This window comes from Bradyrhizobium ferriligni, from assembly GCF_056837965.1.
Genome location: NZ_JBXEJO010000047.1, coordinates 62699 through 78481, shown reverse-complemented (window position 1 = coordinate 78481; position 15783 = coordinate 62699). Strand labels below are relative to the sequence as shown.

General features: G+C 58.9%; 14 protein-coding genes. 13 read left to right on the top strand and 1 reads right to left on the bottom strand.

The features are described from left to right. The first annotated feature begins 1889 nt into the window (after positions 1 to 1889). From AC1VNY_RS26410 to AC1VNY_RS26350, 13 genes are all read left to right on the top strand, one after another. Positions 1890 to 2168, top strand: coding sequence for a hypothetical protein (locus tag AC1VNY_RS26410; RefSeq protein ID WP_482407399.1), 279 nt, complete (start codon positions 1890 to 1892; stop codon positions 2166 to 2168). After that, complete coding sequence (gene sctI / locus AC1VNY_RS26405; protein ID WP_482407398.1) at positions 2134 to 2565, top strand: type III secretion system inner rod subunit SctI; 432 nt, start codon at positions 2134 to 2136, stop codon at positions 2563 to 2565. Before AC1VNY_RS26410 ends, sctI begins: the two co-directional genes overlap by 35 nt. After that, entirely contained in the window at positions 2562 to 3347 is a 786-nt protein-coding gene (gene sctJ / locus AC1VNY_RS26400; RefSeq protein ID WP_482407397.1) for a type III secretion system inner membrane ring lipoprotein SctJ, read from the top strand. The genes sctI and sctJ overlap by 4 nt, the downstream gene beginning before the upstream one ends. Positions 3348 to 3372: 25 nt before the next feature. Continuing rightward, entirely contained in the window at positions 3373 to 4068 is a 696-nt protein-coding gene (locus AC1VNY_RS26395) for a hypothetical protein (RefSeq protein ID WP_482407396.1), read from the top strand. Beyond that, on the top strand, positions 4047 to 4670 hold the full coding sequence (locus tag AC1VNY_RS26390; protein WP_194456212.1) for a FliH/SctL family protein: 624 nt from the start codon (positions 4047 to 4049) through the stop codon (positions 4668 to 4670). Before AC1VNY_RS26395 ends, AC1VNY_RS26390 begins: the two co-directional genes overlap by 22 nt. Then, positions 4667 to 6043, top strand: coding sequence for a type III secretion system ATPase SctN (sctN, locus tag AC1VNY_RS26385; protein WP_482407395.1), 1377 nt, complete (start codon positions 4667 to 4669; stop codon positions 6041 to 6043). Before AC1VNY_RS26390 ends, sctN begins: the two co-directional genes overlap by 4 nt. Beyond that, positions 6031 to 6528 (top strand): type III secretion system stalk subunit SctO, encoded by a 498-nt coding sequence (sctO, locus tag AC1VNY_RS26380; RefSeq protein WP_482407394.1) that lies wholly within the window; start codon positions 6031 to 6033, stop codon positions 6526 to 6528. Before sctN ends, sctO begins: the two co-directional genes overlap by 13 nt. Positions 6529 to 6962: 434 nt before the next feature. Then, positions 6963 to 9059 (top strand): type III secretion system export apparatus subunit SctV, encoded by a 2097-nt coding sequence (sctV, locus tag AC1VNY_RS26375; RefSeq protein WP_482407393.1) that lies wholly within the window; start codon positions 6963 to 6965, stop codon positions 9057 to 9059. Between the two features lie 5 nt (positions 9060 to 9064). Continuing rightward, entirely contained in the window at positions 9065 to 10435 is a 1371-nt protein-coding gene (locus AC1VNY_RS26370; protein ID WP_482407392.1) for an FHA domain-containing protein, read from the top strand. Continuing rightward, positions 10422 to 10673 (top strand): EscE/YscE/SsaE family type III secretion system needle protein co-chaperone, encoded by a 252-nt coding sequence (locus AC1VNY_RS26365; protein ID WP_482407391.1) that lies wholly within the window; start codon positions 10422 to 10424, stop codon positions 10671 to 10673. Before AC1VNY_RS26370 ends, AC1VNY_RS26365 begins: the two co-directional genes overlap by 14 nt. A 15-nt stretch (positions 10674 to 10688) precedes the next feature. Then, the gene (locus tag AC1VNY_RS26360) at positions 10689 to 10907 is read left to right on the top strand and encodes an EscF/YscF/HrpA family type III secretion system needle major subunit (RefSeq protein ID WP_482407390.1); all 219 of its coding nucleotides are present in this window, start codon (positions 10689 to 10691) and stop codon (positions 10905 to 10907) included. 110 nt (positions 10908 to 11017) lie between these two features. Then, the gene (locus AC1VNY_RS26355; protein WP_482407389.1) at positions 11018 to 11956 is read left to right on the top strand and encodes a LysR substrate-binding domain-containing protein; all 939 of its coding nucleotides are present in this window, start codon (positions 11018 to 11020) and stop codon (positions 11954 to 11956) included. A 198-nt stretch (positions 11957 to 12154) separates the two neighbouring features. Next, complete coding sequence (locus AC1VNY_RS26350; protein WP_482407388.1) at positions 12155 to 12379, top strand: hypothetical protein; 225 nt, start codon at positions 12155 to 12157, stop codon at positions 12377 to 12379. A gap of 44 nt (positions 12380 to 12423) precedes the next feature. On the opposite strand, the gene AC1VNY_RS26345 is transcribed toward AC1VNY_RS26350, so the two are convergent. Continuing rightward, positions 12424 to 14451, bottom strand: coding sequence for a secretin N-terminal domain-containing protein (locus AC1VNY_RS26345; protein ID WP_482407387.1), 2028 nt, complete (start codon positions 14449 to 14451; stop codon positions 12424 to 12426). Between the last annotated feature and the right edge of the window lie 1332 nt (positions 14452 to 15783).

Here is a 15783-nt window from a genome sequence, read left to right as displayed (position 1 = left end):
CCGCGCATGTCATCCGCATCCCAACCCAAGGTATACGTCATGACCCAAGGCAGGAGCCGTATGCGGTAGTTCCGCACGTACGGATCTGGGCGGGGGGCACGGAGAAATCCGTGTCCCTACCGCGACCGCTAAAAAGCTCAGCTGTCGATAAGCTGACGAGCGTCAGGTTATCCGCCATTTCAAGGCTAGCGCGCGCCCAATCGCCAGGCGTGCTTCCCCCGACAACCTTGTCGCCAATCGGGAGCAACTTCAAATACGTCTAAGCAGTGGGTAAGGGCGGTTGTGGCGGATCGACCCGGGCCCTCAACACAATTTGTCGACCCGCGGTCGTGGGATTCAAGCTGGGTGCGAGATTTGCCGACGCCGTAGGAAAGCCTCGGGACATCGATCTTCGGTGCATCACAGTACATGCCGTATCCGCAAGAATAGGAGCATTTGTCCCGCCGAACTGCCAACACAGTAATCAACGGACGTCTCATGCGCGGAATGCACTGGCATAACGCGCTGCCGAGCGCGGCCCGACCCCAGATCAACATCAGTATCCATGGGCGCTCTCCACGGCCACGGCATCAGGCAAGCAGAACGACATTAAAGTTTTTCTGCAATAGCAGGAACGGGATCTAGCATCGATGCCTAATATCTAGATCCCAGAATATCCGTGGGTCGTGTCATCTGAACCTGCACCCCGGGGCATCTCGATCGCTTTGAACTCGGTCGGGCCGAACGTCGGCTCTCTGTTTGTTCGCGAGCCGTACGCAAGAAATTCGCAATCTTCAAGCTTGCAAGCGAGGTTACAGTTCAAGGTCATTCCTCGCCTCGATTTTGGATGAACAGACGGTGTGTATCGAGCGAACGCAAGATTGCGCCAGCCACGACTACATGAATCAGAACTGCGAACGTGCCAATGTCGTCCAGAGCGCGTGTCCTGTTAGTCGGCGCTCGCTCGATCCGCTAGACTCCGCCGGAACCGCTTGAGGGCTGCATCTGAAAAGGTCGTTGACCAAGGGCGCAACTCAAAGAATGGCTTGAATCTCACGTGAATGTAGATTCGCAACGAGAGGGCCCAATTTGTAGATCTGGATGCCATTCTCGCCGCCAGCGGGAGTGCGTTGGCGGATCTGAGCCGAGAACGCCGCGCCGAACCCTCCGTCTCCTCCGGCGCCACAGCTTCATAGCCCACGTCAGTGCCACCAAACGAGATAGCTGATCACTTGGGGTAGGAAGCGATGGCGACCATAAGAGCGTCGCGGCCCGTCGCCTAGCCCCCAACTGGTTCAGTCCTTTATCTGACGGTCCCTTGAACCGGCTTGTGAGTTGGAAACTGACTGCTCCTCTTGATATCCGTCTATGACGTTGTCTGAGACGCTCTCTGTTGCGACCTCTGCGAGCAAGTGGTCGCCGCCTCAGCGTTGTCTGCCGTATCCATCGCCTTACTCCTTATCTTGCGCGGTCTTCCGTTGGTCCGGAGTTGCCGTCCATATGCATTCACTATGCTTCCATCTGCGAACGGTATTTCCCCTCGATCGTGCCGCGGACTAGAACTGCTCAAATAGTTAGTCGTGGGCGACGGCATGCTGGAAAGCAAAGCTTCATCCGAATGCTTATGACAGGCTCAGCGGTATCAGAAGTGAGGCGCAGCCCGCAGCAAGTGCAGCTCTCCGGTGAGGGTCTCATTGCATTCTGGCGGATGAGGCGGGTTTAAAGCGGTATAAGGACTATTCGTCGTTATGTCTGATTTGGTCCCGTTTGCCACCCCGGAAAGTCGGCGTCGCCTCCTGCGGTGCCTGACCGAGGTTGCGTTTCTGGCTTGTGTTAAAAGCGACGTGGAGCGAGCGCAGCGGATTGCCAAGGGAATCGACGTTATCGCCCCGGGCGGTCGGGAGGCCGTCATGGCTCGCGTGCTCGTCGACTTGGCGGCAAACGACGTTGAAGCGGCGCTGGAGCGCCTCGATCCTCTTGCCCGCGCGAGTGATCCCTATGGAATGGCATTTCAGGCGCTGGCGCTTGGGGTTGTTGGACGCTTAAGCGAGCGGGACGCTGTGCTTCGGCGTCTTCCTCTCGACGATCAGGCGCTCGATGGGCTTTTTGCGGCGTTAGGTGGTGCAGCGAAGGTGCATACAGGAGGTTCAGTCAATGAGCGGTGTGAATGGAATCGTGGCGCTACTTGAGGCCGTGTCGCCGGCCAGCGGGAGGCCGGCGGCATCAAGGGCGCCGAGTGACTCGGTTGAGGCCTTTCGTGCGGCGCTCGATCGGCCGGTGCTGTCATCACCGAATAATGATCTTGCAGGGGGCGCTAGTCTTGCCCCGACCGACGAGGGGCCGATTGGTCGCGTCCGGGTGGCTGACGATATCCTCAGTGGAATGGACAAGCTGAGCGCCTCTTTCGGCGACGCTGCGAACGTCGCGGCCGGGGTCGCGGAAAGCTATGCTTCCGGGGAGTTCAGTTCGATTGAGTGGCTGAACGCGCAATCCACCCTGTCAGCCCTGACGCTGCAATACGATATCGCGTCGAAAGTGGTTGGGAAGGCCGTGCAAAGCCTTGATACTCTCCTGAAGAGCCAGTGAACAACCGTTATGTGAGCGTGACGTTGGTGTGGAAGCGCGCGTTGATACTTTTGGCGACGTTCGCGTTGGCGGGGTGCGGAGCAAAGATCGAGCTTTATCGCAATCTTCCGGCGCATGACGCCAACGAGATGCTCGCGTTGCTGATGCGGCACGGCATTGATGCCGAGCGGGTGGCCGAGCATAACGGGGGAGCCTCCCTGATTGTTTCGACGAAAGACGTGCCGCGTGCCATGAGTATACTGGATGGCGCCGGATTGCCTCGCGATCGGCTTGCCGACTTGGGCACTCTCTTCAAGAAAGAGGGTATGTTGTCATCGCCAACGGAGGAGCGTGTGCGATTTATCCATGGCACGACGCAGGAATTGTCGGAGACGCTCTCCAGGATCGATGGCGTGTTCAGTGCCCGCGTCCATGCCGTCCTGCCCGAAAATACGATCGACGATCGCGTCCCACCTGCTCCCTCAACTGCTGCTGTATTGGTCCGCTATAAGGCTGGTACTGCCGTTGATCAGATCGTACCGAAGATCAAGGAGTTGGTCGCAAATAGCTTGAAGGGCGTATCGTACGACGGCGTCTCGGTTACGCTCGTCGAGGCAAGTCAAAGCGATAGCGACTTGCCGCCACTTGATGCGCCTCCCGTCGCCGCCGAGGCCAGTGCTCGGCTCTATCTCCTGGTCGGACTCGTGGCTGGGCTGGTGATATCGCTAATCTGCAATGCAGCTCTTGCCTTTCTCGTGTGGCGAAAGCGTGTGAGCCACACAACAAATCCTGCGGCGCCATAGATCGATGCAAGCGAGCAATCCCGCGATGATCGCGACAGAATCGGCGGCAATTTCGGACAACTGGCTTCACAGGCCGTGGGCGGGGGCGATGATGCGCTGCATCGCCGATCCCGCGGCCGACTTCGATGACGCTATAGTCAAGGATTGGCCCGAATGGCTGCCGCGGGAGCCTGCACGGACAGATTCGTTCATCCGAATGAGACTTGGAAGTCGGCTGCTTCGCGATCAAGATAGAGGGGCGTCGGCCATCATCTCCGCTGGCCAGGCGCCGCGGACCCGGTTCGCATTTTTGCCGGTATCGGACGCCGTGCGCCTCATGTGCCTTGCTGCGGCGTGGACCGGGGCGCCCAGTCTTGTCGGGCAACTTCGCAACGCCGATGTCGTTGCAGCGCGTTCCGTCCTCGGAGAAGACGCCTTCGCGTTCGCTTTCGATGCCGCGCTGCTGCCACGACCGACCGCCGGACTGATGTCGGCTATCGGCGCTTCCAAGCTGCCGACCGGGCCTGCTGAACTGCTCCACTGCGCAGCTGCGATGTTCGGCCTCGCAATGGGCTGCATCCCGCATGCACTGCAGGTACGACTGAGATTACGCAGCCCTGCGTCGATCTGGACGGTGGCGGCTAATGCCTGTCGCAACGACAGTGCTGGAGAGGACGCCTTTCATGCGATGCGGCGGTTGGTCCGCAAAAGGATGGCTCCATGGTCGCACTGGTTCGATTGACGTCCGAGACGATCAGTGTTCTCGGACCAGGGCAAATCTTGCCGGCGGCAAGCGCGCAGGCACTCCTGCACGCCGAGCAACTGCTGACCCAGGCGCAGCGCGATGCAGAGGCGCTTGTTGAGGAAGCGCGCATGTCCGCAAGCAGGATTGAAGCGGCCGCCAGAGAAGCCGGGCTCAAGGAAGCGCAAGTGACAATTCAACAGCGCTTGGCCGCAATCGCCGTAGAGTCGCTGCGGGTCATGGAGCAAAACAAGGAAAGGATCGTGGACCTCGGCCTGCAGATCGCCCGCCGGATCATCGACACGACGGCGCCAGACGAGACCGCGGTGCAGATCGCACTGCGAAGCCTGCGCGTCGCGGGCCATAGCCCTGTCGTTCGGCTGCGAGTGGCACCGTCGCTGGTCGAGACGGTTCGCGGGCGGGTCGACGAGATAGTCCCGGCGGTCACGTCACGCGCGGTCGTCGAAGTGATTTCTGATCCGCGGATCAATGATGCCGGGTGTATTCTCGAGACCGATGCCGGCCTGGTCGACGCGACGATCGAAAGCCAGCTGACATTGATCGAAAGCGGCCTTCGCAAAAGCCTGGAGGCGTCGAAGTGATCTCGGAGACAGCCGAGCCGTCGACGGCGGTAGATCCCGTAGGTTGTTCGCATGAAAGCATCGATCGGTTCTTCCGGCTCGCGAACAGGGCGGTCGAGCAAACGCCGACGATGAATGTCCGTGGTCGCGTCCTTCAAGTCGTTGGAACAATCATCCGTGCGACGGCTCCTGGCGTGCGTATCGGGGATTTGTGCGAACTCCACGATCCCAAGAATGACCGTGAACTGACCGCTGAGGTCGTCGGTGTTCAGCGCGATGTTGCCGTTCTGACGCCGCTCGGGGACATGCGGGGACTTTCTACCCTCACGGAGGTGATTCCGACGAGCAAGGCCCTGCTGGTGCCGGCGGGCTGGAACTTGCTAGGTCGGGTGCTTGACGGCCTTGGCCGCCCGCTGGATGCAACCACTCATGGGCCCATGATCGCAGAAGCCCACGTGCCGGTTCATGGCAGCGCACCAGATCCGCTAATCCGGCGTAGCATAGATCAGGTTCTTCCGGTCGGTATACGGGCGATCGATGCCCTGCTGACGTGCGGGGAAGGGCAACGCGTCGGTATCTTTGCCGCTGCAGGAGCCGGCAAAAGTACACTGCTGTCGATGCTCATACGGGGCGCTGACGTTGACGTCGCGGTGATAGCACTTATCGGCGAGCGCGGACGGGAGGTGCAAGAGTTCATCACGCAGCTCGGCTCGCAATCACGAACCAAAGCGGTTTTTGTTGTCGCGACGTCCGACCGACCCGCCATGGAGCGCGCCAAGGCGGCCTATGTGGCCACGGCAATAGCTGAATGGTTTCGCGATCAAGGCAAACGCGTGCTGCTTCTCATGGATTCGCTAACGCGTTTTGCGCGGGCACACAGGGAGATCGGCCTCGCAGCGGGTGAGCCACCGACCCGGCATGGTTTCCCGCCATCCGTGTTCGCGACACTGCCGCAACTGTTGGAACGTGCGGGCAACAATGCGCGCGGGTCGATCACGGCCTTCTATACCGTGCTTGTCGAGGGAGATGACATGACTGAACCCATCGCCGACGAAACGCGCTCGATCCTTGATGGCCACATTGTGCTCTCGCGTGCCCTGGCTATGTCGAACCACTATCCTGCCATCGACATTCTTGCGAGCGTCAGCCGCGTCATGAGCATGATCGTGGCTCCGCAGCATGAAAGCATGGCACGGAGACTGCGGGAGTTGATGGCGAAATACCAGGAGGTCGAACTCTTGATTCGTGTGGGTGAATACAAGAACGGAACCGACGCACTCGCGGATGAGGCGATCGCCAGAAGGAACGAAATACAGAGTTTCCTGCGCCAATCGACAAGCGAGCAGATGGACTTCGAGGCCACGCTCCAGGAGCTTGAAACATGCGTGGGATGATCTCGGACGCCGTGCCCCGTCTCCTGGAGCTGCGCAAATTGCGGCATCATCGCCAGCAAGATATTCTCCGGGCGCGGCAGCTGGCCCTGGAGGACGCTGCCGCTGCTGTCGAGACCGCCGCCAAAAATCACCGCGCCTGGCGGCAAAAGCGTGTTCGGCTTGAAGCTGCCCTTTATGATTCCGTCATCGGAGAAACCGTCGCTCTCGGCGATCTTGTCGGTCTGAAGGCAAAGATGACCTCTCTGCACGATCACGACCAGCTGCTCGAAAAGGACATTGAGAAGGCGGTCGCGGCAGCCGATCTGGCCCGGCAGGCTCGCGACGAGGCATGCAACATCATGCGTCAAACAGGCAAGCAATTCGATAAGTGCGATCATCTGGCGCGCGCGTTGCGCGATGCCGCGATGGGAAGGCCGGAGCAGGTTTGCGATAACAGGGCCGCCGTGGACACGCCGCGAGCAGGGGCGGCCTTGGAGTTCGAATAATTGCAGGGATGCGAAGGCTAGGGGAGGAGATCAGGCGAGCGTCGATAAGGCGTTGGATATGGCGGGTCTAGTAGGTCGATCTCATCCATGGTGCATCGGATCCTGCGGTTTACGTCGATGCAGATCGTGCGGGTAGGCTGATGGCGATACGCTCGACCGACCGTCCCGCTGGCACGATCGCGTGTGCCTGTCATCTAGGCCAAAGACTGCGGGTTTCCGACAGACGATCGAAAAAACATCAGAGTCACTGTTGCGATCCGGGCGAGTTGGCTTTGAACGCAGCTAATCGGCGCGGAGGGTTCAAATTTGCTACTCTGGGTTTGAAGGCGGGCCGGCAGTCTGCCTCGGGGCCGGAGCAAGCCATCGTCAGCAGCGTGTTGCGCCTCTGGCTATGGACTGGCATTTCACGGGGCAACTCGCGCTAAGTTGATCAGATGAAGCCACTCGACAAACTGCTGACCATCGCGACCGGCCGTAACGACATTGTTCTGGTGACGTTGCTGATCACGATCGTTTTCATGATGATTATTCCGCTTCCGTCAGTACTTATGGATGTGCTGCAAGCGGTCAATCTGGGAATTGCAGCCCTTCTGCTGATGGTGGCGGTCTACATCAGGTCGCCACTCGCATTCGTCTCATTTCCATCGGTGCTTTTGCTGGCAACGCTGTTTCGTCTGGCGCTCGGTATTGCGGCAACTCGCACCATCCTGCTTCATGCGGAAGCTGGCCAGATCATCAAGACCTTCGGTAACTTTGTCGTAGCCGGTAATCTCGTCGTAGGCGCCGTTACCTTCTTGATCATGACAATTGTACAATTTGTCGTCATCACCAAAGGATCAGAGCGCGTTGCTGAAGTCGCTGCACGTTTTTCTCTGGATTCCATGCCGGGAAAGCAGATGAGCGTCGATGGCGACTTGCGGGCCGGCAGCATCGATATGCGAGAGGCACACAGGCGCCGTGTTGCCATCGAGCGCGAAAGTCAGTTGTACGGTGCCATGGACGGCGCCATGAAGTTCCTCAAAGGGGACGCGATCGCAGGCCTGATCAGCATTATCGTGAACATCATTGGCGGGATCGCGATTGGTTCACTCCAAAAGGGAATGGGATTCTCGGAGGCGCTTGAAGTCTATACGACCTTGACCATTGGCGATGGTCTCGTCGGTCAGATTCCGGCGTTGTTCACCTCGATCACGGCAGGATTTATCGTCACGAGAGTAAGCTCCGAAGACAACAGCACAGACCTCGGCAATGCAATCGGCGATGAACTGAGTGCGCAACCACGTGCACTCATGGTTGGCGCATTCATGCTCGTCCTGTTCTCCCTTGTGCCCGGCTTCCCGACATTGATTTTTATGGTTTTGGCAGCAGCGGTGGGTGGGGCTGGCTGGCTGCTGCAGCGTCGTGGCCAGCTATTGCGCACTGACTCGCACGGCCATCCACTCAGTGGGGGAGCGCTGTCGACGAGTCCGACTGAGGCCTCTGAGGCAAACAAGGCAGGCGGCAATGGCATCATGCTTACTGTGCCCCTGATGATCGACGTTGACCGGGATATCGACACGATGATCCAGCCGGACGTGCTTGATAAAGCGTTGGTGGCCACGCGGCAGGCGCTGATGCTCGATCTTGGCGTTCCGGTTCCAGCGATCAATGTCCGAATAAACCAGGATTGTCACAAGGGCGAATATATTATCAGGCTAAATGAAGTTCCATACGGATCGGGACGATTGCGGCCTCAACACGTCCTGGCGCGTGATACTGCCGAGGGCCTCGAAATGGTGGACATTCCATGTGTCGCGGAAGAGCCGTCATTTCTGCCTCAGATCGAGACCGTCTGGGTTGATGTCGCACATCTCGAGTCGCTGCGAGCGGCAGGCATCCCGTATCTGGAATCAGCCCAGATTCTCTCCTGCCATGTTGGTCTAATCGTACGTCGGCACGCCGATGAGTTCATCGGTATCCAGGAAACGAAAGCGCTTTTGAAACAGGCGGAGGGATCCTTTCCGGAACTCGTGAAGGAGGCGTTGCGCCTGGTCCCTCTGCAAAAAATTGCGGAGGTGCTGAAACGGCTCGTTTCGGAGCAGGTTTCCCTGCGAAACATGCGCGCTATCCTCAACACATTGGTCCAATGGGGACAAAATGAGAAGGATACAGTCCTGCTGACCGAGTATGTGCGTGGTGCGCTCAAGAGGCAGATCTGCTTTCAACATTGTGCCGGTACGAATCTGTTGCCGGCCTACATTTTGACGGCGGAGGTGGAAGATACTGTGCGCAAGTCAATTCGACAGACGTCTGCCGGAAGCTATCTCGCTCTCGATCCGCAGACCACGCAACAGATCGTTGGCAGGATAAAAGATGCCGCCGGCATCCTTGAATCGCTGCCATACAAGCCCGTGCTACTCACCTCGATCGATATCCGTCGATACGTCCGCAAGCTTGTCGAGGCCGATTTGTACGAGCTCCCGGTGCTCTCCTATCAGGAGCTTACTCCCGACATCTCCGTCCAGCCCTTGGCGCGAATTGCGTTGCAGTGACGAACATGCCAACGGAAACGAATGTTCTGACCGGTGAACAGGCCAAGCTCACTTTGCGCGTCCTGTCCGGGCCGAACCTGGGCGCGGAGACATGGCTGGGCGAGGGAACGTGGCTCATCGGTAGCCATGATACGGATGACCTCACCTTCGGCGATCCGGAACTCGTCGGGTCGCATATTCGTGTCGTTAACGAGTCGGGGAAAATCCAGATCACTGCGTTCGCACCGGGCATGCTGATCAACGGTAGGGAGTGCACTACCAACACTCCGACTTTCATTGATCCGTTTACCCCGGTTCGTGTTGGCCGCACAATCTTTAGCCTCAGCCCTGCCGGGCTCGGCCTTCCTGAGGGGGATTCCGTGCTCGAGCGCCAGGGGGTGGATGCGAGAAGGGCCGCTTCAGATGCGACTGAGTCATTGGGTTTGGGCAGCCGGCGAACACGTCTCGCGGTGGGCTGGATATCGTGGCGATTGCGGCTTGGGGCAGTGGTTTGTGGCCTTCTCGTGATAGTAGGTGGCGCTTGGGCAGCGATGGACCGGCTCCACTCCCGGGCGCTTTCTGCCGCTCCGGGGATTCAACCGATCGAGACCCAGACGGCTGATCTTCGTGGGCTGGACATTGCACCCGACGTCAATACTCCGTCGACTGCCGGCAAGCTGGCGATCGACCTGGAGCCCGGAGAGAATACCAACAAGAGCCAGTCTGGCTGGCAAGACCCCAGGCGTGCGGCTGAGCTTGCAGCAAAGCGACCGGCCACTGCCAAATTATCTGACGCAAGGCTCATCGATCTCGCAGCTACGATCTTACACGCGTTTGATATCGACGGTCACGTTCGCGTAGAAGGTGCTGGCGAACTCACAGTGATAGGGTACGGTCGGAGCGATGCCAAAGTAGACGCGGCCCTTCGTCGTCTGCAGCAGGACATCCCGGGCATCTACAAGACCAATGATGAAGTGGCAACACCAGATCGCGCACGCGCTTTTCTGCTGGGGGCGGCGTCCGCAGAACTCCGTCGGTCCATCCGCATCACCGTAAGGCCCGATGTCGTATCCGTATCCGGAGCGCTGGCCTCGGCTACATACGATGAGTGGAAGGACGTTGCCGCTCGGTTCGAGGAAAGATTCAAGCCCTATATCCGGCTCGCGTCGCGGTGCGAGCTGATGGTATTGCCCGCGGTGCGAGGGGTGCACCTGGGCCGCGCACCTTTCGTTGTGGTTGAGAGCGGAGCGCAGTTGAAAGTGGGCGACAGCATCGATCACATCGGCAAGATTGCTGCCATCGACCACGACGGACTTATCGTGCGTGTCGGAGAATCGAACCTTCGCATGCTCTATCGAGGCGCCCCTGAGTGGTTAACCGAGGATGATCAACGGTGAAGAGGATTCCATCGTGCTTGAGCTGGAAAAGAAGCTGCTAAACGACGTTGATGGCTCCAGCAGAGCTGCCATCAATGAAGACCTCCAGAACTGGAGGCGGTCTCTGAAACGTGACATCGATAGCGGCGTCACGACGCGGCAGTTCGAAGTACTGCAGGCGCTGCTCGAGGCAATAGATTGCGCGACAGAAGTCGTTGATGCTACATGGATGGGGCATCACCGCGAAATAGTTCGCTGAGTAATGAGAGGTGAAATGGATTTCGGCAGCATAACCAGCTCGATTGGGCAATCCGTTGCCCAATCGGAACGCAATGTGAGAGAACGTATCGCAACCATGAACCCGGACGACACAATGGATCAGCTCCGGTTTCAGCTCTCAATGAGCAAGCACACGACGCTGTTGAACTTGAACTCCACCATCATCAAGGCGGTTCACGACGCACTCAATGGTATCATCCGGAATATTGCCTGATCTTCATCGGTAGGTTTGGTCGTTCGGTGCCGGCACGATATCCGGGCTGATAGGCGAGTCCGGATATCCTGATCAAGCTTGAATCGACCGAGCGAAATCGAACGCGACTGATGTCACCTAACTTCCTGCAACTTCGTCATCTCCGTTATTTCCTGGGCATCGTGGATGCTGGTAGCTTTACGGGGGCGGCAGGCATGCTGCACGTGGCGCAGCCTGCCCTCAGCCAGCAGATGACCGCCCTTGAAGCTGAGCTTGGCGTCGAACTGCTCCAGCGCAGTCAACGCGGCATTCGTCCAACTGCCGCAGGCGAAATCTTCTATCGTGAGGCGGCATCGATCATTGGGCAGGTGGAGCAGCTGGGCCGCGTCGTCCGGTCGGTGGCGGGAGAACCGGAAGGGCTGGTAAGGCTTGGTATGTCATCGGGATTTGCGGTGTGCTGGGCTTACGACTTTTTGGAAGCCTGCCGGGTGATTCTGCCGAAAGTGCATCTCCGTCTGGTTGCAGGTGACATTCTGCGCATGAGATCGCTTATTGCATCCCGTGCGCTCGATCTCTGCTTCCTTCTGGAAGATGAGCCTATCCAGGGTCTATCCCGGCAGCCGCTTTTTCATCAGCCACTATCGCTGGTTGGACCTCTGTTTGCCGAAGACGTCACGCATACCATTTCGCTCGAGCGGCTGGCTCACCTTCCTCTTGTGCTGCCGACACGGCCCAACACAGTTCGCAGCGCGTTGGACCGCGCGTTCCAAGGGGTCGGCTTGACTCCCAATTGCATCGCGGAAGTCGACACGTTCGCCAGTGCGCTCTCCCTGGTCAATGCAGGCATCGGCAATGTGATCGTTCCGAGGGTCGTCTTCTCTGATATACCGGGACATGGCCGTCTGAGGCTGATCACGATAGATCCGCCGATCCATGTAACGGCATGCCTGATCTCTTCCGGCAATACTCCGCTGCCGTTCGCCGCACAGGCGGTAGCTGACCTCCTGGCAACCCATGTGGACCTTGCGCTTCGAAAGGACAGCAAAGAGAAGGAAGGCTCATTGCTATAGAGGGTACAACCAGTGTGAACCCCGGCCCGAAGTGGAATTCGTCCATCATCGACTAACTCTGAGACTTCCAAACGCCAGCGTGTTGCCGAACGGCGATCGCCCCACGATCCGGCCAGCAAATAGTCGAAGCCTAGCTGCAACCTGGAATCTTGCTGGTTGGACTGAGGTTTCACTGGCGCCCGATCGCCGAGGGACGAAATGTTCGTCGATACAAGTTGCGATTGCGACGACAGTGAAGCTCGCCTGCCGCGGCCCGCGTTCAAAGAAAAGCCCGACGAGCAGCCATCCGACCTGCTGCCCGGAGCCGAGCGGCGAGTCATCGCCCGTGCCGGCAATCGATGGGACTGTCTGACCGGCTACGCCGATGACGGTCTTGCGCCGATCGACAGCAGCCTTCCAGTCGTCACTGGATACGTACTCTGATCAAGCAGAGCGTTCCGATCGGGGGACTCGCTTCGCGCCAACTATCAATCGAGTGCGCCTCGCATATTGCCATCGAGCAGGGGAGATACCAGGGGCTCAGGAAAGGTTCTGGGTACCGAAATTGAGCCGGTGACGGCCGGGATTGCCAGCTCTCGCCGAACCCTCGCAGCTTGTTCGCGCTTTGGTGAGGCAGCCTCTCGTTGCGGTCCGGGCGTGAGCTGGCGGCCGAGCTCGGGCGCCAGCGATTCGAACTTCGCCCGCAACTCGTCGGTTAGGGCTCGTGCCTCTGCGTCACCTTGAAGCACCATAGGATTGAGTAACACCAGGAGCTCAGTTCGCTCTTTGGTTTGTTCAGTACGCCGGAATGCCGCTCCCAGAAGCGGAATGTTCATCAGCAAAGGCAGCCCAGAATCGGCCCGAGAGGTACTATCCTGCATCAACCCACCAATCGCTATCGTATCCCCGTTTCGTGTGGATACGGTGCTCTGCAGGCGGCGTAGCGAAATCACAGGAGACTGGATGCTGGTGAGCTTGTTCTTGTTGGCGGTACTAACCTCCTGAAAGGTGTCGAGTGTGACACTACCGCCGGCGCCTATTCTCGGCGTAACAGCCAAAATTACTCCTGTGTCACGCAGTTCGACGTTGCTGATGATCGGCGAGCTCTCGCTTGCCGGGGATTGGGATGATCGGGACAAGATTGGGACCTGCTCGCCGACCTGGATCGTCGCCGGCTGATTGTCGACCGCGAGAATGCGTGGCGCGGATACAACCTTGACGTCCGCCACCTCGCTCAGCGCATGCAGCACAACGTTGGCACTTGTCCCGGGAAACACATAGGACAAGCCACCTTTTGGAACGGCACCCAGGCCACGAGAGGACAAAAGATAGTCCACCCCGTACCCCAGGCCGTCGTTTAGCCGGACCTCCGCGACGATTGCCTGGATGAGAACCTGACGAGGCTTGACATCAAGACGACGGATCGCGGCATCGATGATCTTGGCATCGTGCGGTGCCGCCAGAATAACAAGCGCGTTCTGGCTGCGATCCGCCTGGATCCGCACCGGCGCCGATAAACCGAGACTGGCCGGGACCACTACCGCTTCGTGCTTTGCTTGCACCGTCTGCGTGTTCGAGGCGGAGTCTGCGTTCGGCGGGCTGGACCGGTTCGGAAGAAGGTCTGATCGACTGGCCAGGCTTGCCACCGGCACCTTGTCGGACTCTCCATCGGACTGTGCGGGCGCTGCTGCAACGCTCGGGTCAGCGCCGAGGATTTGCGCCAGCACCTGAGCCACTTCCGTCGCCCTTCGGTACTTCAGGGGCCGCACTTGAACGTTTGCTGCTGCCTTCGACGTTCTGTCCAGCTTCTCGATTGTCTCACGCGCGTGCTGGAGTGCCGCAGGGTCGTCGGCAACTACAAGAATGCCGTTCAACCGCTCCAGTGATGCAAACCGGACTCGCGTCGGACCCTGAGCATTCTGATTGAATAGAAAATTGAGGTCTTTCTCGACTGCGGCGGGACTTGCCTGAGCCAGGGTATACAGTGCAAAGGACTTGTGGAGCATGCTATCGATGTCCAACAAGGCTATGAGTTCACGCGCGGAACTGACGCCACCGGGCGGGCCGCTGATCGCAATGCCTCGTTGTCCGGGGGCGGGCGCCAAATGAACGTTTTCCTCGACGTTTGGTCGGATGACCTTGATGACCTCGACTGGGTCGACATAACGAACGGGAATTACCTTAACATCGCCGCGCCCTCCGTCGGCGAGATCAGCCAGGCGCGCCACCCTGACTCCCCGGTCACCTGCCGCCAGTCCGTAACCAGACTTTCCCAGCACTTCGTCCAGAAGCCGCGGAACATCACCCGCCGGAACCTTGCCGGAAGTCCGGAGCGTTATCTTTCCCTCTACGCCTGAATCGATCACAACGGGCATGGCCAAGATATTGCCGACGACGTCATTCACGACCCGCCGAATATCAGCATTGACGTAGTCCAGACTGACGCGTGTGCTATTGGTGGTGACCGGTAGCCGACGCTCCGAGGTTTCGGCAGGCGGGGCGGATGGCTGGGTCAACACTTCAAAGCCCCCCGCGAGCGATGCGCTCTCCGAGTATGTAGGTTCGGACACCTTCCGAATGCCGCTCGGCGGGTTCAGTAGAACGCTGCGCTCAGCCGTCGAGCCTGCGCATCCGGTGAGGAGTAGACAAAGAAACGTGAGTACCGTGGAGCGCGAAGGGGGGCACACTTGTGGAAGATGTGCATTCATTCAATGTTTCCATGTGCCAGCGCAAAGCCATCCTCTGGAGCTTTGGCAGCGCGAGCGATATTGGGCCTGGCGCTCAGCGGCGAAACTTTCCCGAGGATAAGACAGATAGCAGCTTGATGATTCTTCCGAGTGTCAGTACCGGAGACCCGCCAAGCTGCAAATTAATTCATCGATATGGGGCCATAACGGGAAGTGACGGAGCTGCGAGTGCTCCGTGCTTTGACCACACATTGATGGTCGCCTGGATAAGCAGGAGCGGTATTCACCACGCGGCACGTTTCGATGAGTTGTTGCCAATCTCGGCTGTTACGGGTGAGCCGCGAGATCGCGGACGCAAACCGGACCAACCCTTGCCAGGCAGTCAAACTCCGCTGCCATTGGCTCCAAAACGGCGCGTTGTATGCCGTCGTCGGCTGAACGAGCGCGATGATCATCGATCTCGTCAAGCATGACCACCCAAGTGCCGTCGGCCGCTCCCGCATGACTAGTACAAGCGGGCTGCTCTCGCGACACACTCACTTGATGCGCCGGAATTTGACGCACGTAAGATCGTGCCGCGCTTCAGATGATGAGGCGTCATGTCAGAAATTATCGATCTGCTTAGCGGCGGCGTAGCTGTCCTCGCAGCATAGCTGACATGGCCCACCAGCAGAACCGCTATGATTGTGGCGTCTTCGTGCTCGACGCGACGCGGACGCTGGTTAGACGTTCGGCGGAAGGACAGCAGCCAGAGCAGCTGCGCCTTAACAACATCGGCGCAGATCGGCAGGCCTTGCGGGATCGACTAGGCGCTTTTCCCGGGTTGGGCTGACCAAGCTGACGGGAATATTAAGCGGCGCCAAGTCCTTGAGAATCCGCCCTCGTTCATGAAGGAGATCAGGCGGCCGTTCAACAACCATATGGATCGGGCCTGGCCCGATCGTTGGGCTGCGCCATAGCGCGATCAGCTGGACCGATATCGAAAATGTATTTGCTTCTGAGCGGCCCTAAGCAGATCAAAGGGGTGGAAGGAAGTGCCTTGTGCTGAGCGGCGCATACCTTCCTCTTGTCTCCGGAGTACAAGGTCGTGATTGGTGGCTGGAGCGATGAGCCGCAGTGCTGCAATGCGCGAAATGAGCTGTCTGCATGACATTTCAGCGT